The 17,220-nt window shown below is 66.6% G+C and carries 15 protein-coding genes; 9 read left to right on the top strand and 6 right to left on the bottom strand.

Annotated elements, in window-relative coordinates; all coding sequences use genetic code 11:
- Entirely contained in the window at positions 1–1,455 is a 1,455-nt protein-coding gene (locus tag K9B33_RS09335) for a phospholipase D-like domain-containing protein (protein ID WP_224548294.1), read from the bottom strand.
- Positions 1,452–2,360, bottom strand: a complete 909-nt coding sequence (gene ubiA / locus K9B33_RS09330) for a 4-hydroxybenzoate octaprenyltransferase (protein ID WP_224548292.1) — start codon at positions 2,358–2,360, stop codon at positions 1,452–1,454. Before ubiA ends, K9B33_RS09335 begins: the two co-directional genes overlap by 4 nt.
- A gap of 93 nt (positions 2,361–2,453) precedes the next feature.
- Between ubiA and K9B33_RS09325 the strand changes: the two genes are divergently transcribed.
- Both K9B33_RS09325 and K9B33_RS09320 read left to right on the top strand, forming a co-directional pair.
- The gene (locus K9B33_RS09325) at positions 2,454–3,200 is read left to right on the top strand and encodes a 16S rRNA (uracil(1498)-N(3))-methyltransferase (protein WP_224548289.1); all 747 of its coding nucleotides are present in this window, start codon (positions 2,454–2,456) and stop codon (positions 3,198–3,200) included.
- A 99-nt stretch (positions 3,201–3,299) separates the two neighbouring features.
- Positions 3,300–4,673: a glutamate--cysteine ligase gene (locus tag K9B33_RS09320; RefSeq protein WP_224548286.1), complete on the top strand. Its 1,374-nt coding sequence runs from the start codon at positions 3,300–3,302 to the stop codon at positions 4,671–4,673.
- A gap of 3 nt (positions 4,674–4,676) precedes the next feature.
- Here the strand turns inward: K9B33_RS09320 and K9B33_RS09315 are convergent, their stop codons facing one another.
- Both K9B33_RS09315 and K9B33_RS09310 read right to left on the bottom strand, forming a co-directional pair.
- Entirely contained in the window at positions 4,677–5,975 is a 1,299-nt protein-coding gene (locus K9B33_RS09315; protein ID WP_224548284.1) for a methyltransferase family protein, read from the bottom strand.
- 191 nt (positions 5,976–6,166) lie between these two features.
- The gene (locus K9B33_RS09310) at positions 6,167–6,973 is read right to left on the bottom strand and encodes a hypothetical protein (RefSeq protein ID WP_224548282.1); all 807 of its coding nucleotides are present in this window, start codon (positions 6,971–6,973) and stop codon (positions 6,167–6,169) included.
- A gap of 110 nt (positions 6,974–7,083) precedes the next feature.
- Here K9B33_RS09310 and K9B33_RS09305 point away from each other — a divergent pair, with 110 nt between their 5' ends.
- The 6 genes from K9B33_RS09305 to K9B33_RS09280 are packed head-to-tail and all read left to right on the top strand — an operon-like array spanning position 7,084 to position 13,214.
- Positions 7,084–7,791 carry a DUF4129 domain-containing protein gene (locus K9B33_RS09305; RefSeq protein ID WP_224548280.1) on the top strand — a complete coding sequence of 236 codons (708 nt, stop codon included), beginning with the start codon at positions 7,084–7,086 and terminating at the stop codon, positions 7,789–7,791.
- On the top strand, positions 7,788–9,029 hold the full coding sequence (locus tag K9B33_RS09300; RefSeq protein WP_224548278.1) for a DUF4350 domain-containing protein: 1,242 nt from the start codon (positions 7,788–7,790) through the stop codon (positions 9,027–9,029). The genes K9B33_RS09305 and K9B33_RS09300 overlap by 4 nt, the downstream gene beginning before the upstream one ends.
- Complete coding sequence (locus K9B33_RS09295; protein WP_224548275.1) at positions 9,026–9,982, top strand: AAA family ATPase; 957 nt, start codon at positions 9,026–9,028, stop codon at positions 9,980–9,982. Before K9B33_RS09300 ends, K9B33_RS09295 begins: the two co-directional genes overlap by 4 nt.
- Positions 9,983–10,007: 25 nt before the next feature.
- Positions 10,008–11,321: a DUF58 domain-containing protein gene (locus tag K9B33_RS09290; protein ID WP_224548274.1), complete on the top strand. Its 1,314-nt coding sequence runs from the start codon at positions 10,008–10,010 to the stop codon at positions 11,319–11,321.
- Positions 11,318–12,352, top strand: a complete 1,035-nt coding sequence (locus K9B33_RS09285; RefSeq protein WP_224548272.1) for a stage II sporulation protein M — start codon at positions 11,318–11,320, stop codon at positions 12,350–12,352. The genes K9B33_RS09290 and K9B33_RS09285 overlap by 4 nt, the downstream gene beginning before the upstream one ends.
- Complete coding sequence (locus K9B33_RS09280; protein ID WP_224548271.1) at positions 12,336–13,214, top strand: RDD family protein; 879 nt, start codon at positions 12,336–12,338, stop codon at positions 13,212–13,214. The genes K9B33_RS09285 and K9B33_RS09280 overlap by 17 nt, the downstream gene beginning before the upstream one ends.
- Positions 13,215–13,226: 12 nt before the next feature.
- Here K9B33_RS09280 and pgeF read toward each other — a convergent pair whose 3' ends face one another.
- The gene (pgeF, locus tag K9B33_RS09275) at positions 13,227–13,988 is read right to left on the bottom strand and encodes a peptidoglycan editing factor PgeF (RefSeq protein WP_224548270.1); all 762 of its coding nucleotides are present in this window, start codon (positions 13,986–13,988) and stop codon (positions 13,227–13,229) included.
- A gap of 172 nt (positions 13,989–14,160) precedes the next feature.
- On the opposite strand from pgeF, the gene K9B33_RS09270 reads away from it, so the two are divergent.
- Entirely contained in the window at positions 14,161–15,723 is a 1,563-nt protein-coding gene (locus K9B33_RS09270) for an amino acid permease (RefSeq protein ID WP_224548269.1), read from the top strand.
- A gap of 70 nt (positions 15,724–15,793) precedes the next feature.
- On the opposite strand, the gene K9B33_RS09265 is transcribed toward K9B33_RS09270, so the two are convergent.
- Complete coding sequence (locus K9B33_RS09265; protein ID WP_224548268.1) at positions 15,794–17,065, bottom strand: multidrug effflux MFS transporter; 1,272 nt, start codon at positions 17,063–17,065, stop codon at positions 15,794–15,796.
- Positions 17,066–17,220: the final 155 nt, after the last annotated feature.

Here is a 17,220-nt window from a genome sequence, read left to right as displayed (position 1 = left end):
TCAGCTCCGCCCAAACCACCCTTTCATCCGGCGGAACAGGCCGCGTTCGCTGATCGCTTCGAACATCTCCTCCGGCCCTTCGGGGTCCAGCACCTCATGGTCGGCGATCCAAGCCTGCACGTCGTTCAGGTTCGGGGTCACATAGGGGCGCAGCGTCCGGCCCGGCTTCTGCCGCAATTCCTCGATTCCCGCGACCAGCCCGCGCTCTGCGATCACCGCCGACACCCGTTCGGCCGGCAGGTCGAGATGCTCGGCGATCAGGTCGTCGCGGATCTTCAGGATCGTCGCCTGACGTCCGTCATTGCCGGGCAATGCGGTGTCGATCGAGATGTCGCACTCGGTGTCCAGCCGCATCGAGCGGTTGTTCATGTTGGACGAGCCGACCCGGATCAGCCGGTCGTCGACGATCAGCACCTTGGCATGGACGTAGATGGGGGCGCCGCGCTGGGTGAAGGGGTGATAGATGCGGAAACGGCCATGCGGATCGCGGCTCTTGAGCGTTTCGTACAGGCGCGCGCGCGCCGTATCCATCGCCTGCTGCTCCAGCCAGCCATCCGCCTGTTCCGGATTGACGATGACGATGTCCGGCCCGTCCGCCTCGGCCAGCCGCTTCGCGATCGCCTCGGCGATGCGGCGCGACGCGAAATATTGGCTCTCGGCATAAATATGCCGTTGCGCCGCCGCGATCTGGTTCAGGTAGAGCCGCTCGATCTCGATCAGCTCCTCCTGATCGTCCATCTTCGGCGCGGTGCGGGCGATCGCGACATCGACCCCTTCGAACTGCACCGGCAGCGTGTCGGGCCAGCAATCCTGCACGCCTTCGACCGGCTCCAGCGGGTCGCCGCCCGCGCCGGCCCAGCGGTTGCGCGCATGGTCGCCCAGTGCCGCCGCGATCGGTCCCATTAGCGCCGTGGTGGCGTCATGCCAGGGGCTATAGGGTGACCCGTCGGGGTGCAGGCGCCCCGGTTCCTCGTCGCGATGATGGCGCGTATCCCACCGGTCGCCGGTCATGTCGATGCCGCCGCAAAAGGCGAAACAATCGTCGATCACGACGATCTTCTGATGATGCGATGCGGCGGGCGGATGATGGCCGTCCAGCTTCACCGTGATCCGCGGATGCGCCATCCAGCGCAGCGTGGTGACGAGGTGCGAAGGCCGCGTCATCGATTTCATCGCGCCGACATCCCAGCGCAGCAGGAAAATCTCCAGCTCCGGCGTGCGTTCGACCAGCCAGGTGATGAAGTCGCCGATCACGGTCGGCGCACCGTCCTTGGCCTCATCTTCGCGGATAAGGCTGATCGCAGGATCGAAATCCCAGCCGATCAGCATGATGCGGCGTTGCGCCTTCATCATCGCCGCGCGGGCATGGCGAAAATAGGCGTCGGCGTCGATGATGACGCTTGCCCGTTCCGCCCGCGCGATGCGCCAGCAATCGTTCCCCGGTTGCGGCGTCATGCGGCGCTGCTCCCCACCACCAGACAGGCCAGAAACATCAGCAACCCCGAAAAACGATTGGACCGGAATTTGGCGAGCGGATCGACGCCATCTTCCTTGAGTGTCGTCACCTGCCACGACAGATGCGCCGCCATCGGCAACAGCGCGGCGAGCGCCAGCATCTCGCCCCGCACCTGCCAGATCGCACCGGCCCAGAGCGCCAGCGCCAACGCATAGCAGAGCGTCACGCCGCTCCGCACATGCTGACCCATCGACAGCGCACTCGATCCGATCCCGATCAGCGCATCATCCTCCCGGTCCTGCAACGCATAGATGGTGTCATAGCCCACCACCCAGAAAATCGTTCCTGCATAAAGCAGCAGGCCCGGCAGGCTCAGTGCGCCCATGACTTCGCTCCAGCCGACCAGCGCCGCCCAGGAGAAAACCAGCCCCAGCCAGACCTGCGGCCAGCCGGTGATCCGTTTCATGAAGGGATAGGCCGCCACCAGCGCCAGGCTGCCCAGCGCCACGACCTGCGCATAAGGATGGAGTTGCACCAGCACGATCAGGCCGACGAGGCACAGCGCCAGCAGCCAGGCCCAGGCGACCTTGACCGACATCGCCCCGCTCGCCAGCGGTCGCGCGGCGGTGCGCGCCACCTTCCGGTCGAGATCGCGGTCGACGATGTCGTTGAACACGCAGCCCGCGCCGCGCATCGCGATGCTGCCCAGCAGCAGCCAGCCGATCAGCGGCCAGCGCGCAAAGCCGCCGCCCGCCAGCGCCACGGCCCAGGCGCCCGGCCAGAAGAGCAGCCACCATCCGATCGGCCGGTCGAATCGGGCCAGTTGCGCCAATATGCGCGGTGTGTCCGGCAACCGCGCCAGCAGGCCGCGCGCTTCGCTGTCGGGGACGATCCTGTAATTCACCGTGACTCCGTTCGATGAGCTTGTCGAAGCCCGTCGCTTCTCTTTAGGGAAGATCGGGCCGACCACAAGCGCGGCCGAACCGGAAGAGACAAAATGACCGCAACGCCCGCCTGGCCGCCGCAAAGCGCCCCCCGACTCCATGTCGAAACCCAGTTGGGAGAGGGCGTCGCGGTGCCCATCGACGGCAATCCGGCCCATTATCTGATCAGCGTCATGCGGGTGAAGCCCGACGACATCGTCCTGCTGTTCGACGGGCGATCGGGCGAATGGGCGGCGCGCGCGCGAGACATTCGCAAGCGCGACCTGGTGCTGGAATGCGTGCAACAGACCAGGCCGCCCGAACATGTGCCCGATTTCTGGCTCTGCTGCGCCCCGATCAAGAAGGGGCGGATCGACCTGATCGCGGAAAAGGCGTGCGAACTGGGCGTCGCCCGGCTCCAGCCGGTGCTGACCCGCCGTGCGGTGGTGGACAAGCTGAACCTCGACCGGCTGCACAGCCATCTGGTCGAGGCGGCCGAACAATGCGGACGGACGGCGCTGCCCGACCTCGCTGACATGCTGAAGCTGGACGCGCTGCTCAAAGGCTGGTCGCCCGATCGGCACCTTTTCTTTGCGGACGAGACAGGCGGCGCACCGTTGGAGGCGACATTGCGGGCGCACCCTGGTCCCGCTGCCTTTCTGGTCGGGCCGGAGGGCGGATTCGATCCGGCCGAGCGCGATGCGATCCGCGCTACGCCCGGCGCGGTACCGGTGTCGCTCGGCCCTCGCATCCTGCGGGCGGAAACCGCCGCCATCGCCGCGACGTCGGCCTGGATGGCGATCAATGGCGACTGGAAATAGTTTCATTCCGCTATTGGATTGAAGCGCTCATAGGCAGGCCCTATGTGGTGATCGCTCGACTTTATTTGACGGGCCGAGGGGAAGCAGTAAGGGCGGGGCATGAGCACTAGAACCGACTCAGGGGATCATGATCCCGTCATCGAAAGCCGCGACCAACTGATCGCGGCCTTTGCCAAAGGCGAAAAGCCCAAGGATCGCTGGCGAATCGGGACCGAGCACGAGAAATTCGTCTATAATCGCCGCGATCATCATGCCCCGTCCTATGAGGAAAAGGGCGGCATCCATACGCTGCTGATCGGCCTGACCCGCTATGGCTGGAATCCGGTGTTCGAGGGCGAGAATATCATCGCCCTGTCCGGCGCCGACGGCACCATCAGCCTGGAGCCGGCCGGCCAGCTCGAACTGTCGGGCGCGCCGCTGGAAAACCTCCACCAGACCTGCGGCGAAACCGGCCGCCATCTGGAACAGGTGAAATATGTCGGCGACATGCTGGGCCTGGGCTTTCTGGGCCTGGGCATGTGGCCGGACAAGACGCGCGCTGACCTTCCGATCATGCCCAAGGGCCGCTATGAGATCATGCTGCGGCACATGCCGCGCGTGGGGTCGATGGGCCTGGACATGATGCTGCGCACCTGCACCATCCAGACCAACCTTGACTATGGCAGCGAGGCGGATATGGCGCAGAAATTCCGCGTGTCGTTGGCGCTCCAGCCGCTGGCGACCGCGCTGTTCGCCAATTCGCCCTTCACCGAAGGCAAGCCCAACGGCTTCCTGTCCTATCGCAGCCATATCTGGTCGGACACCGATCCCAAGCGCACCGGGATGCTGCCCTTCGTGTTCGAAGACGGCTTTGGCTATGAACGCTACGCCGACTATGCGCTCGATGTGCCGATGTATTTCGTCTATCGCGACGGCCAATATATCGATGCGTCGGGCCATAGCTTCCGCGATTTCCTCGACGGCAAGCTGGCCGTCCTGCCGGGCGAAAAGCCCACGGAAAAGGATTGGGAGGATCATCTCTCCACCGCCTTCCCCGAGGTGCGGATGAAGAGCTTCCTGGAAATGCGTGGCGCCGACGGCGGCCCGTGGAACCGCATCTGCGCGCTGCCGGCTTTGTGGGTCGGGCTGCTCTATGACCAGGGCGCGCTCGACGCGGCGTGGGACGTGGTCAAGGACTGGACCATGGAGGAACGGCAGATATTGCGCGATTCCGTACCGAAGCTGGGCCTCGACGCGCCGATCGGCGGCGGGCGCAAGCTGCGCGACATTGCGGGGCAGGTGGTCGATATCGCCCGGTCCGGGTTGGCGTCGCGTGCGCGCCTCAACGGCGCGGGCGACAATGAGACCGGCTATCTGTCCTTCCTGGACGAGGTGGTTGCGTCCGGCAAGACCAACGCCGAACGGCTGCTGGAACGCTATCATGGGGAATGGCAGGGCGATCTCAGCCGCGTTTATGGCGAGGAAAGCTTCTAAACTCTATTCGGCGGCCTGCGCCGTCATCGCCGTCTCGCGCTTCTTCCCCGTCACCCAGGCGAAGAAGCGCGGCACCGGCGCGTGGCGCTCCATCCAGTCGCTATAGGCGCGATAATCGGGGTCGGCTGACAGATGCTTTTCCTCCGTCTTGGCGCGCCAATAATAGACCGCGTTGGTCAGCGCCAGCATCGCGCAGTTGCGCACCATGTCGACCAGCGATCCGCTGACCGACAGGAAGGGCAGGGCGGAAAACCACCAGAACAGGTTCTTCGACAGATAGGCCGGGTGCCGGGTCCAGCGATAGGGGCCATGGGTCAATATGCCGCGATGGGTCAGGTTGGAAAAGCGCAGCCCGAACGCCACCGTCGCCCAGGCGTACAGTCCGGTCAGCAGCACCAGCCAGCCGCCCAGCAGCCATTGCAGCGCGCTCGACCCTTGCGTCCAGTAATCCCATTCCGCGCCCCCGGCGTGATAGTCGAGCGGCCCGCCGCCGCCCATCAGGACGAAGGGCGGGTAGCACATCAGCGCCGCCAGCCAGCCGCCCAGATAGGGGTTGGCGGTGCGGATGTGCGAATCCAGCGGCTTGAACGTCAGGATATAGCCGACCGTCGCCAGGCAGACGTCGATCATGAACATGATCGCGATAAGGAAGCCGGCCAGCGCCACCGGATGGGCGAAGGCATCCTCGATCCGCCATTCGACCACGCTGGCGAAATTGCCCGGCACGATCGACACCATGAAGGCCAGGAAGAACCCCTTCACCGCCCAGGCGCGGGCATGATGCGCGACCTGGCGCATGTCGGCCTGCCCCGCCACGCCGCCGATCACCCACTGGCCGAAGCTGAAGCAGGCGTCCTTCGGCTCCACCAGTCGCCGGTCGATCCAGAGCATATAGGGGACGGACAGGACCAGCAGCCAGGGCGCGGCCGCCATGAACAGGTCCATCGAAAAACGGTAATTGCCGCTCCAATACCAGCGGGCGATGCAATAGAAGATGGCGATGGCGAGCCAGGTCGCCCACAGTCCGGCGATCTTGACGATGCTGATGTCCAGCACGTCCCGCACCGTCCGGGCCGGCGCGCGCCAGTCGATCCCGGTCGATGCGTTGCGATGCACCTTGTCCACGATCAGCGACCACAGCACCATCGGCAGGCCGCACGCGACCACTGCGGCAAGGCCGGCATTCGGCCCGTTCATCCCATAATGGCGCGCCACCAGCGTCCACAGGCCCAGGCCGACCAGACCGGCAATGCCGACACCATGGCTGACGGCGGATTTCGGACAGGGATCGACCTTGCTCATGCCGGCCGCAATAGCGCAAAATGGTAAGCAAGCGGTGAATTGGCGCCTGTGGCTGATGGGATCGATATTATGCGCTTCCATGTCCAGGCAGAGCAACTTCGCCGTTTGCCCGGCCTCTCGCTCGGACGACGGATAGCCGCGGCCGTCTCGTTGCACAGGTCAACTGACGATTCCATCCGATCCACAATCCTCTAGCCGAAGATATCCGCCAGATCCTGTGCCTGCGGCCCGTCCTTCCAGCCGCGCAGATCGATATAGAGGCTGGCCTGCACCGTGCTCCAGAAGGCGATGATCAGCGTGTTGCTGACCGCCGACATCAGCAGATAGGGCAGTGACAGGGCGGCTGTGGCGATCCCCTGGGGCGTCATGCCGCTCGCCAGGATGATCGCACCCAGCGCCGCGGACACCAGCCATATCAGCACCAGCAACAGCATCTGTAACCCGAAGATGCGCCAGCGCGCCCCCTTGGTCAGGAACCGGCTGCGCGAAAAGGCGCCGAACACTCCGCTATCTTCGGCGACCAGCGCTGGCGCCGCGACCGACCACATCAGGAACAGGATCACGCCGGGTATGAAGAACAGCGTGAACCCGGCCATGATCCCCAGGATCAGCAGGATGGTGAGGCCGATCAGCGGCACCGCCTTGGCCAGCCCGGTGCCGATACATTGGGCGAAGCTCGCCCGCTCCCCTTGCGCATGGGCCAGCGTCGCCCGCACCAGCGCGCCCTGCACCAGCATCGAAAGCAGCAGGAAGACGACGAAGGAAGCGACCGATACGGCGATAGCGGCGATCGTGCTGGCCCGATCCGCGCTCGCCAGCGTCGAACCGATGAAATAGCTGTAGAGAAATTGCGGGATCGACCCGAACAGGAAGGCGATGCCGAAGGTCGCAAGCGGATTGTCACCCAGCGTTCCGAAGGCCCGGCTCAACACCCGGCGGACAGAGAAGGACCGTTGCTCGCTCAAAGCCGCCCGCGTCGCCATTATCATACCCCCCATCTCCAGATCCGGACCGGATGCTGTCGCATCTGACCGACTTTGTCATCCTTTGAATGACTTGCGCCATCGTCGCCAGCCGCTAGGGTCTGCCGCGACGGGGGTGGGCATCGATGGCCGGACCAGGACATATGTCGGACGAGCAACTGGCTGCGGCGCATCGCGCGCTGCTGGCCGGCGGCGACGTGCAGTTCGACATGATAGCCGCACCGGGCCGTCCGCCGCCGCCGGCCTGGCTGAAGGCGCTGGGCGAGTGGCTGGAATGGGCGCTGGCCCCGGTGGGCCGCTTCCTGCGCTGGATCGGCAGCTTCATGCCCGATGCGCCCTATGCCCGCATTGTCCTGTGGACCATGATCGCCGCGCTGGCGCTGTTGATCCTCTGGATCGTCGTGGACCGGGTGCGCCACGGCGTCTGGCGCTGGCCGCGCTGGCGGCGGCGCCGTTCGGCCGCGGCGGTGGACGCGGCGCAAGAGGACTGGACCCCCGATGCCGCCCCGGCGCGCGCCTGGCTGGAGGAGGCCGATGCGCTCGCCGCGCAGGGCGATTATGCGCAGGCGGTGCATCATCTCCTGCTGCGCAGCGTGGAGGATATGGCGCGTCGTCGTCCGCAGATCGTGCGCCCGGCGCTCACCAGCCGCGATCTCGCCCGGGCCGACGGCATTCCGTCCGCGCCGCGCCGCCTGTTCACGGAAATCGCGTCCGCGGTCGAGCGCAGCCTGTTCGGCGGCCGCCCGATCGACGCGGACGAATGGGGCCGCTGCCGCCATGCCTATGCCGATTTCGCCCAGACGCGGAATTGGCCAAGGAACGGGACGGCATGAGCGATGTCGCCATGGCCCCGCCGTCGGCCGACGCTGCGCTGTTCCGCGGCCGCACCATCGCGCTGATGCTGGCGATCGGCATTGCCGGTTTCGCCGCCATGCTGGTGCTGGGCGCCTATGCGCCCGACCTGCGATCGGGCCGCAATGGCGGCGCGCACGCGCTGTCCAATGCGGTGACCGGCTATGCCGCTCTGGTGCAACTGGCCGAAGCGACCGGCCGCCATCCCCGCATCGTGCGCACCGCCCATGAATTCGATACCGAAGACCTGCTGGTGGTTACCCCCGAAACGGGGGCGGTCGACATCAGCGAGGCGCTGATGCAGCGTGCGACCCGGCCGACTCTGTTCGTGCTGCCCAAATGGCGCACAGTACCGGATGACGATCATCCCGGCTGGGCGCGCTTTCAGGGGTTGCTGCCGCTACACGAGCCGATCGGCGTGCTCGCGCCCGGCGTCCGCTTCACCATGCGCCAATATCGCAGCGGCGGCGGCGCGCTCGTCTCCAATGGCGTCCCCGGTCGCTTCTGGGCGCCGCGTCCGATCCAGGTCATCACCGGCATCGATCCGACCAACAAGCAGCAGCAGGATCAATGGCGCCAGCTCACCCCTTTGTTGACCGACGGCAGGGGCGGCATCGTGCTGGCCCGGATCGGGGAAGGGCCGCTCTATGTTCTGGCCGATCCCGACCTGCTCAACAATCGCGGCATGAAGGATCTGGGCCAGGCCCGATCCGCGCTGGCCCTGCTCGACTGGATGAACAGCACCGATCCCGACGGCGTCGCCTTCGACGTGTCGATGAATGGCCTCGGCCATTCGCGCAGTCCGCTCAAATTGCTGTTTGAGCCGCCCTTCCTGGCGATGACGCTGGCGATCGCCGCCGCGCTACTGCTCGCCGGTCTCCACGCCTTCGGCCGTTTCGGCCCGCCGCGCGCGCGCGCCCGCGCCGTCGCCTTCGGCAAGACGGCGCTGGTCGACAACAGCGCGCTGCTGATCCGCAAGGCCGGACGCGAAGCGCGGCTCGGCGGCCGTTATGCCGCCGCCATTCGCGATCGTGCCGCGCGGGCCTTCGGCGCGCCCGCCCGGCTGCGCGACGGCGCGCTGGACGAATATCTCGACAGTTTGAAGGGGGCGCATCGCTTCACCGACCTCCTGCAGGTGGCGGACGCGGCGCGCGACCGGCACAGCCTGCTCGACGCGGCGCAGGCACTCCACGATTGGCAAGAGGATAAGAGCAGATGACGGTAGAAGAGGTTCAGGCGCTCGGCCAGGCCATCAAGCAGCAGGTGGCCCGCGCGGTCGTGGGGCAGGAAGCAACCGTCGATCTCATGCTCGTCGCGCTCTTTTCCGGCGGCCACATCCTGCTGGAAGGGCCGCCAGGCACCGCCAAGACGCTGATCGCCCACAGTTTTGCCCGCGCCCTCGGCCTCGATTTCGGCCGCATCCAGTTCACGCCGGACCTGATGCCCGGCGACATCATCGGCGCCAATCTGTTCAACTTCCAGACCAGCCAGTTCAGCCTGACGCGCGGCCCCATCTTCACCGAATTGCTGCTGGCCGACGAAATCAACCGCACCCCGCCCAAGACGCAGGCGGCCCTGCTGGAGGCGATGCAGGAACGCACCGTCACCATCGACGGCGAAAGCCTGGCCTTGAGCGACCGTTTCATGGTCGTCGCCACGCAAAATCCGATCGAGCAGCAGGGCGTCTATCCGCTGCCCGAAGCGCAGCTCGACCGCTTCCTCTTCAAGCAGAGCGTCGATTATCCCAGCGCCGCGGAGGAGCGGAAGATCGTCGCCACCCATGGCGCGCGCACCCACGCGATGACGCCCGAAGCCTGGGGCGTCGCCCCCGTTGCCGACGCCGCCCGGATCGCCGAAGCGATTGCTGTGGTGAATGGCGTGCGGCTGGTCGATGAAGTGATCGACTATATCCTCGCCCTCATCCGCGGCACGCGCGACGTCGCCGATCTCGAAAGCGGCGCAAGCCCCCGCGCTGGCGCGATGCTGGCGGGCGCGGCGCGCGCCCGCGCGGCGCTGGACGGCCGCGACTTCGTCATCCCCGACGACGTCAAGGCGCTCGCGCCCGCCCTGCTGCGCCATCGCCTCATCCTCTCGCCCGCCGCCGAAATCGATGGCCGCCAGGTCGAGGATGTCGTGACCGGCATCATCGACACGATCGAGGCGCCGCGCTAAGCGCCCCCGCCATGACCAACCGCCCATGATCTATCCCACACGCACAGCCATATGGACGGCGGCGGCTGGCGCGCCCGCGACGCTGCTCGTTGCGCTGCTGGTGCCGGGCCGCTGGTACGCCGCGCTCGCCTGGCCGGTGGCGGTGCTGCTCGCAACGCTCGCCGACGCGCTGCTGGGCAGCCGGCCGGCGCAGGCAGCGCTGCGGCTCGACGTGCCCCGCACCGCCAGCGTCGGCGCGCCGGTGGAGGCGGCGGCGCATGTGACGATCGCGGGCGTCCCCCCGGCGCGCGCGCAACTGCTGCTGGACACCGGACCGCTGCTTAAAGCGGAGGATGGGGACGGCCTCTGGGTCGACCTACATGCGGGCAAGGCGTCTGCCGCCATTCCGCTGCGCACCGTCCGGCGCGGGACGGCGCGAATCGCGCGCGGCTGGCTGCGCTGGAAAGGGCCGCTCGGCCTCGTCTGGAAACAGCGGATCGTGCCGCTCGACGCGACCATGGCGATCCTGCCCGACATCCGCCCGGTGCGCGATCGCGGCGCACAGATCTTCCAGCGCCACGCGCTCCAAGGGTTGATGGCGCAGGTCGATCGCGGCGACGGCGCGGATTTCGACGCGCTGGTGGAGTTTCGCTCCGGCATGGACCGGCGCGCGATCGACTGGAAGCAATCGGCCCGGCACTCCAAGCTGCACGCCAAGGAATTCCGCTCCGAACGCAACAACCAGATCGTCTTCGCGATCGATGCCGGCCGGCAGATGAGCGAGCCGGTGGCGGGTCTCAGCCGTCTCGACCGCGTCGTATCGGCCAGCCTGCTGACCGCCTGGGTCGCGCTCAAGCTGGGGGATCGGGTCGCGCTCCATGCCTTCGATTCGCGCCCGCGCATCGCCAGCGGGCTGGTGTCGGGCGCCGCCGCCTTTGGTGAACTTCAGCGCCTCGCCGCCCGTATCGACTATAGCGGGGAGGAAACCAACTACACCCACGCCCTCACCACGCTCGCGACGCGCCTCACCCGCCGCTCGATGATCGTCCTCTTCACCGAATTCACCGACCTTACCTCGGCTGAATTTCTCGTCCGCGCCGCCAGCCGCCTGGTGGAAACCCATTTGCTGCTGCTGGTCGTCCTGCGTGACGAGGAACTGGAATCGATCCTAGACTGCCGGCCCCGCAATGCCGACGACGTCACCCGCGCCGTCACCGCCGCCGCCCTGCTGCGCGACCGGCTGATGGTGCTCACCCGGCTGCGCCATCTGGGCGCCCATGTCATCGAGGCCGAACATGATCGGGTCGCCGACCGGCTGGTCCAGGGCTATGTCGATCTCAAGCGGAGGAACCTGCTATGAGCGCGCTCATCGACGGCCGCGCCGCCGCCCCTCTGGTCAATGCCAGCCGCTTCCGCGCCGCGCATGAAGGCGAATGGGACCGGCTCGACCAACTTGTCACCCGCATGGAGAAACGCTCGGTCCGCGCCCTGTCCGAAGACGATATCCTCGCCCTGCCGCTGCTCTACCGCTCCGCCCTGTCGTCGCTCTCGGTGGCGCGCGAAACCTCGCTCGACCGGGCGCTCGTCACTTATCTCGAACAGCTCTGCACCCGCGCCTATTTCCAGCTCTACGGCGTGCCCGACACCGCGACCCGCCAGCTTGCCCGCTTCTTCGCGCGCGACTGGCCATTGAGCGTGCAGGCGCTCTGGCGCGAAACCCTGATCTGCCTCATCCTGACGGTGGCGGGCGTCGTAGCCGGCTGGTGGCTCGTCGCCACCGATCCGAGCTGGTATTACAGCATCATCCCCGACGCGATGTCGGGCGGGCGCGATCCGTCCGCCAGCGCGGAAACGCTGCGCGCCAGCATCTACGGGCCGCAGGAAGGCGGTGGCCTCGCCACCTTCGCCGCCTATCTTTTCACCCATAACAGCCAGGTCGCGATCTTCGCCTTCGCCCTGGGCTTCGCCTTCACCGTGCCGACCGTGCTGCTGCTCGTCTATAACGGCCTCACCCTGGGCGCGATGCTCTGCCTGTTCGCGCAAAAGGGGCTGGGCCTCAATTTCCTCGGCTGGCTGACGATCCACGGCTCGACCGAGATGTTCGCCATCATCCTGGCGGGGGCGGCGGGCATGAAGATCGGCACCGCCGTCGCCTTTCCGGGTCGGTATGAACGCACCGAAGCCGCCGTCATCGCCGGGCGCAGCGCCGCCATCGCGATGGCGGGCGTCGTCCTCATGCTGCTGGTCGCGGGCCTGCTCGAAGGGATCGGGCGGCAGACCGTCCAGTCGGACGCGATGCGCTATGGCATTGGCCTGGCCGCGCTGGCCGGCTGGCTGACCTATTATTACCTACCCCGCCGCGCGGAGGGCCAAGATGCGCTGGCGGCGTAACCGCGCGCCCAGCGCGCCCGCCTCGCTGCGGCGCAGCTTCGTCACGCCCGAAGGCGTCGACCTGCGCCTGGAACTGGCGAGCGCGGGGACGCGGGCCTCGGCCTTCATCCTCGACATCCTCATCCTGTTTATCAGCCTGATCCTCGGCACGATCCTGCTCGGCCTGCTCGGCATCGCCCAGGCGCGCGCCGAATTCTTTTTGATCCTCTGGCTGGTCGGCGCCTTCATGCTGCGCAACGGCTGGTTCATCCTGTTCGAAATGGGCGGGCGCGGCGCGACGCCGGGCAAGCGGCTGCTCGGCCTGCGCGTCGTCGCGCGCGACGGCGGGCGGCTGACCGGCGGCGCGGTGATCGCCCGCAACGCCCTGCGCGAGATCGAAGTCTTCCTGCCGTTGTCCTTCCTCGGCATGCAGGCGTCGCAGGGCGCGGCCGACGGCTTCCTGACCCTCTTCGCCCTGTGCTGGACCGGCATCTTCCTCTTCTTCCCGCTGTTCAACCGTGACCGGCTGCGGGTGGGGGATCTGCTGGCGGGCACCTGGGTCGTGAACAATGTGCGGGCGAAGCTGGGCGCGGATCTCGTCGCCGCCCGTGCGGAGCAGCCGCGCCGGATCTTCAGCGACGCCGCGCTCGACCTCTACGGCATCTACGAGCTGCAGACGCTGGAAAATGTGCTGCGGGGCGGCCAGGATGATGCGATCGTCACCGTCGCCGCGACGATCCGACGCAAGGCCGGCCTGCCCGACGATGGCGATGATTATGGCTTCCTTTCCGACTATTACGCCGCGCTCTGCGCCCGCCTGGAACGCGCCATGCTGGTCGGTCGCCGCCGCGAGGACAAGCATGCGACGACGGGGCGGCGTTAAGACCGGCCTGTGTCAGCCCGGCAGGGCGATCATCGAAATCTGCCGCCCATAATCGCTCTCGCCCCGATGGCAGGACCGGCGGTAACTGTAGAATCGGTCGGGCTGGCTATAGGTGTCCTCGTCCAGCATCGCGATCCGCGCCACGCCAGCCCCCGCCAGCCGCGCCGCGACATAGGCGGCGATATCGAACTGGCAATGGCCCGCGCGCCCCGGCGTGAAGAAGCGCTCATTGGCCGCGTCCTCCTTGGCGAAGCGCACTGCGAAGTCGTCGCCCACCTCATAGGAGACGCGACCGATGCACGGCCCGATGGCGCAGGCGATTCGCGCTGGATCGGCCCCCAGCGCCACCATTGCGTCGATCGTGCGGTCCGTGACGCCTCCGATCGCGCCCTTCCACCCCGCATGGGCCGCGCCCACCACGCCCGCCGTCGCATCGGCGAACAGCACCGGCACGCAGTCGGCGGTCAATATCCCCAGCACCAGCCCCGGCCGGTCCGTCACCAGCGCGTCGGCGCCCGGTCGTTCGCCCTCTGCGATCGGCGCGGTCACCGTCACGACGTCGGGCGAATGGACCTGCCGCACCGTCACCAGCGTCGCACCGGGCAGCAGCGCGTCACGCGCCAGGTCGCGATTGCGCAGCACTGCGTCGCGATCGTCCGCCGATCCCAGGCCGACATTAAGCCCCGCATGGACCCCGGTCGACACGCCGCCACGCCGCCCGGCAAAACCATGGGGCACAGCTTCCAGGCCCGGCGCGCGCAGCAATTCGATCATCAGGTCAGTTCCTTGTCAGGTCCATGTCGCTATCCGTCACTCATGGACGAGCATGTCGCACGCACGCAACATACTTGCGCGCGGCGGATTAGGCGATAGTCTCCCGTCCATAGCTCAACGGGGGCGGCGCACGCCGCCCGAGCAGAACAAATGAGTGTAAAGGGCATCATCCATGATTTTCGGGCGCGTTAAGCCTCTCGACGCCATATTGGCGACGGCCGAGAAGAAATCGCTGCACCGGTCGCTGGGCGCATTCCAGCTGACCATGTTGGGTATCGGCGCCGTCATCGGCACCGGCATCTTCGTGCTGACGGCGGAGGCCGCGCAAAAGGCGGGGCCGGGCATGATGCTCTCCTTCGTCATCGCCGGCTTCGTCTGCGCGGTCGCGGCGCTCTGCTACGCCGAAATGGCCGCCATGGTCCCGGTGTCGGGTTCGGCCTATACCTATAGCTACGCCGTGATGGGCGAACTCATCGCCTGGATGGTGGGCTGGGCGCTGATCCTGGAATATGCGGTCGCGGCCGGTGCGGTATCGGTCGGCTGGTCCGGCTACGTCGTGGGCCTCATCGAACATACTTTCCATATGGACATACCCGACCTGCTGACCCGCGGTCCGTTCGACGGCGGCATGGTCAACCTGCCCGCAATGTTGATCGCATCGCTGGTCACCTGGCTGCTGGTCATCGGCACGAAGGAAAGCGCGACCGTCAACGCCGTGCTGGTGCTCATCAAGGTCGCCGCGCTGACCCTTTTCATCGTCCTGGCCCTGCCGGTCATCAACATGGACAAATTCACCCCCTTCGCCCCGCTCGGCTTCTCGGGCATTTCGGCGGCCGCCGCCTCGATCTTCTTCGCCTATGTCGGCTTCGACGCCGTCTCCACCGCCGCTGAGGAAACCAAGAATCCGCAGCGCAACATGCCGATCGGCCTGATCGGCTCGCTCGGCATCTGTACCATCTTCTACATGCTGGTCGCCGCCGGCGTCATCGGCACCGTCGGCGCGCAACCGGTTGCGGGTCCGGGTGGCGAAATACTGGCCCCCGGTTCGGCCGCTCTGTCGCAGCAATGCGCCGCGCTCGCCGCCGCCGGCACCGAAGCCGTCACCTGCTCGAAGGAAGCGCTGGCCTGGACCCTGCGCGAAATCGGCTGGCCCCAGATCGGCAACCTGCTCGGCCTCGCCGCCGGCCTGGCGCTGCCTTCGGTCATCCTGATGATGATGTTCGGCCAGACCCGCATCTTCTTCGTCATGAGCCGCGACGGCCTGCTGCCCGCGGTCTTCTCGAAGGTCCATCCGACCTACAAGACGCCGCATGTCATCACCATCCTGACCGGCATCTTCGTCGCGCTGTTCGCCGCCTTCTTCCCGGTCGGCATCCTGGCGGACATCTCCAACTCGGGTACACTCTTCGCCTTCGCCGCCGTGTCGATCGCGGTGATGCAACTGCGCAAGACCGATCCGAACCGTGCCCGCCCGTTCCGCACCCCCGCGATCATGGTGACCGCGCCGATTGCGATCCTGGGCTGTCTCTATCTCTTCTGGAGTCTGGGCGTCGAAACCAAGCTGATGTTCGTCGGCTGGGCGGCGATCGGCCTGCTGGTCTATTTCGGCTACAGCCGCAGCCGCAGCCATGTCGGCCGTGGCGTAGTGGACGTTGCGGAGGATGACGCCGACGTCCCGCCCCAGCCGGTGCCGCCGCTCCCCGGCGCGCATACGCCGGGCGGCAAGGACGCCTGATCGCGGACGATCAAGCACGAAAAAAAAGGGGCGGTTTTCCGCCCCTTTTTCTTGCCGGCGTCAACGCCGATTAATGGAAGTCGATTTCCGCCTCGCGCAGGGCGCCATGATGGGGGCGGGTGAACAGCTTGCCGCGTTCGGCCCAGATCACGATCAGGAAAGACCCGATGCCGAACACCAGCAATCCGGTGGTGAAGGGCAGGGTGGTGCCGTCGAAGGCGCGGCCGACGATGCTGCCCAGTGTGCTCGACAGTGCCGTCGTCAGGAACGCCTGGAAGGAGGAGGCGACGCCCGCCCCCCGGTGGAACGGTTCCATCGAAATCGCGCTGAAATTGGACGCGGTGAAGGCGACAGTCATCATCGTCATGGCCTGCAGTACCATGAAGGTGGTCAGCGTTTCCATGCCGGCCAGGATCACCGCCAGATGGACCGCGGCGATCAGGATGAAGGCGATCAGCGCGCTCTGGCTCATCCGCCGCGCGCCGAAGCGCTGCACCAGCCGGCTGTTGATCAGGCTGCCGATGCCCATGCACCCGGCGATCGCGGCAAAGGCGATCGGAAAGATATGCTGGGCATGGAACACGTCGAAGAAAATCTGCTGCACCGACAGGATGAATCCGATCAGGCCGCCCATCACCACGCCGCTCGCCAGCATATAGCCGATCGAGCTGCGCGTGCGCATCACCATGCCGACCGTCTGCATCAGCGATCGCACCGTGATCCGCATCCGGTTTTCCGGATGCAGCGTTTCGGGCAGGCGCACCGTCATCCAGATCAGGATCAGGCTGGCCAGGATCACCAGCGCCCAGAAAATCCAGCGCCACGGTGCGATCCACAGCACCGCCTGGCCGAAGCTGGGCGCCATTACCGGGATCAGCATGAATACCGCGAAGATCAGCGACATCACCCGCGCCATCGCGTCGCCCTTGAACCGGTCGCGCACGATGCCCACCGTGATCACCCGGCTCGCCCCGGCGAAAAAGCCGGCGCAGGCCCGGCCCGCCAGCATCATGGTGAAGCTCTGCGCGCTGGCGCAGGCGACCGAAGACAGGATGAACAGCGCCATCGCCCATCCGAGTACGCGTTTGCGCCCATAGCGGTCGGACAAGACGCCGAACAGCAGAGACCCGAACCCCAGCCCGAGGAAATAGACGCTGATGATCAGCTGCCGGTCATTGGGATGCGGAATGGCGAGGTCACGGCCGATTTCCGGCAGCGCCGGCAGCATCGGGTCGATCGACAATGCGTTCATCGCCATCAGGCAGGCGCATAGCAGCACGAATTCGCGGAACTGGATGTCCTTGCGCGCTGGGACGGGCGAAGCAGGGGAGGCTGGACTCATGCCGGGGGCTATGCGGGCATCGGCCCGATGATGCCAGTCCCAATCCGCCACTGATCGTAAGAAGTTCGCGGGAGCGTTAACCCTGGCCGCGTTCCGATTACCTTACGACCGCGCCGATATGGCGAAAATCGCGTTAACCATTTTTTATCGCTTCC

The sequence above is a fragment of the Sphingobium sp. 3R8 genome (genome assembly GCF_020166615.1).
GTDB classification, from domain to species: domain Bacteria; phylum Pseudomonadota; class Alphaproteobacteria; order Sphingomonadales; family Sphingomonadaceae; genus Sphingobium; species Sphingobium bisphenolicum.
The sequence above is the reverse complement of the archived record's forward strand: the minus strand, read 5'-3'. Positions and strand labels throughout refer to the sequence as shown.

Coding starts and splice junctions, on each gene's coding strand:
- K9B33_RS09265 (WP_224548268.1), bottom strand. CDS start 17,065: ATGAGTCCAGCCTCCCCTGCTTCGCCCGTCCCAGCGCGCAAGGACATC.
- K9B33_RS09335 (WP_224548294.1), bottom strand. CDS start 1,455: ATGACGCCGCAACCGGGGAACGATTGCTGGCGCATCGCGCGGGCGGAA.
- K9B33_RS09295 (WP_224548275.1), top strand. CDS start 9,026: ATGACGGTAGAAGAGGTTCAGGCGCTCGGCCAGGCCATCAAGCAGCAG.
- K9B33_RS09305 (WP_224548280.1), top strand. CDS start 7,084: ATGGCCGGACCAGGACATATGTCGGACGAGCAACTGGCTGCGGCGCAT.
- pgeF (WP_224548270.1), bottom strand. CDS start 13,988: ATGATCGAATTGCTGCGCGCGCCGGGCCTGGAAGCTGTGCCCCATGGT.
- K9B33_RS09290 (WP_224548274.1), top strand. CDS start 10,008: ATGATCTATCCCACACGCACAGCCATATGGACGGCGGCGGCTGGCGCG.
- K9B33_RS09320 (WP_224548286.1), top strand. CDS start 3,300: ATGAGCACTAGAACCGACTCAGGGGATCATGATCCCGTCATCGAAAGC.
- K9B33_RS09315 (WP_224548284.1), bottom strand. CDS start 5,975: ATGAGCAAGGTCGATCCCTGTCCGAAATCCGCCGTCAGCCATGGTGTC.
- K9B33_RS09310 (WP_224548282.1), bottom strand. CDS start 6,973: ATGGGGGGTATGATAATGGCGACGCGGGCGGCTTTGAGCGAGCAACGG.
- K9B33_RS09280 (WP_224548271.1), top strand. CDS start 12,336: ATGCGCTGGCGGCGTAACCGCGCGCCCAGCGCGCCCGCCTCGCTGCGG.
- K9B33_RS09285 (WP_224548272.1), top strand. CDS start 11,318: ATGAGCGCGCTCATCGACGGCCGCGCCGCCGCCCCTCTGGTCAATGCC.
- K9B33_RS09300 (WP_224548278.1), top strand. CDS start 7,788: ATGAGCGATGTCGCCATGGCCCCGCCGTCGGCCGACGCTGCGCTGTTC.
- K9B33_RS09270 (WP_224548269.1), top strand. CDS start 14,161: ATGATTTTCGGGCGCGTTAAGCCTCTCGACGCCATATTGGCGACGGCC.
- K9B33_RS09325 (WP_224548289.1), top strand. CDS start 2,454: ATGACCGCAACGCCCGCCTGGCCGCCGCAAAGCGCCCCCCGACTCCAT.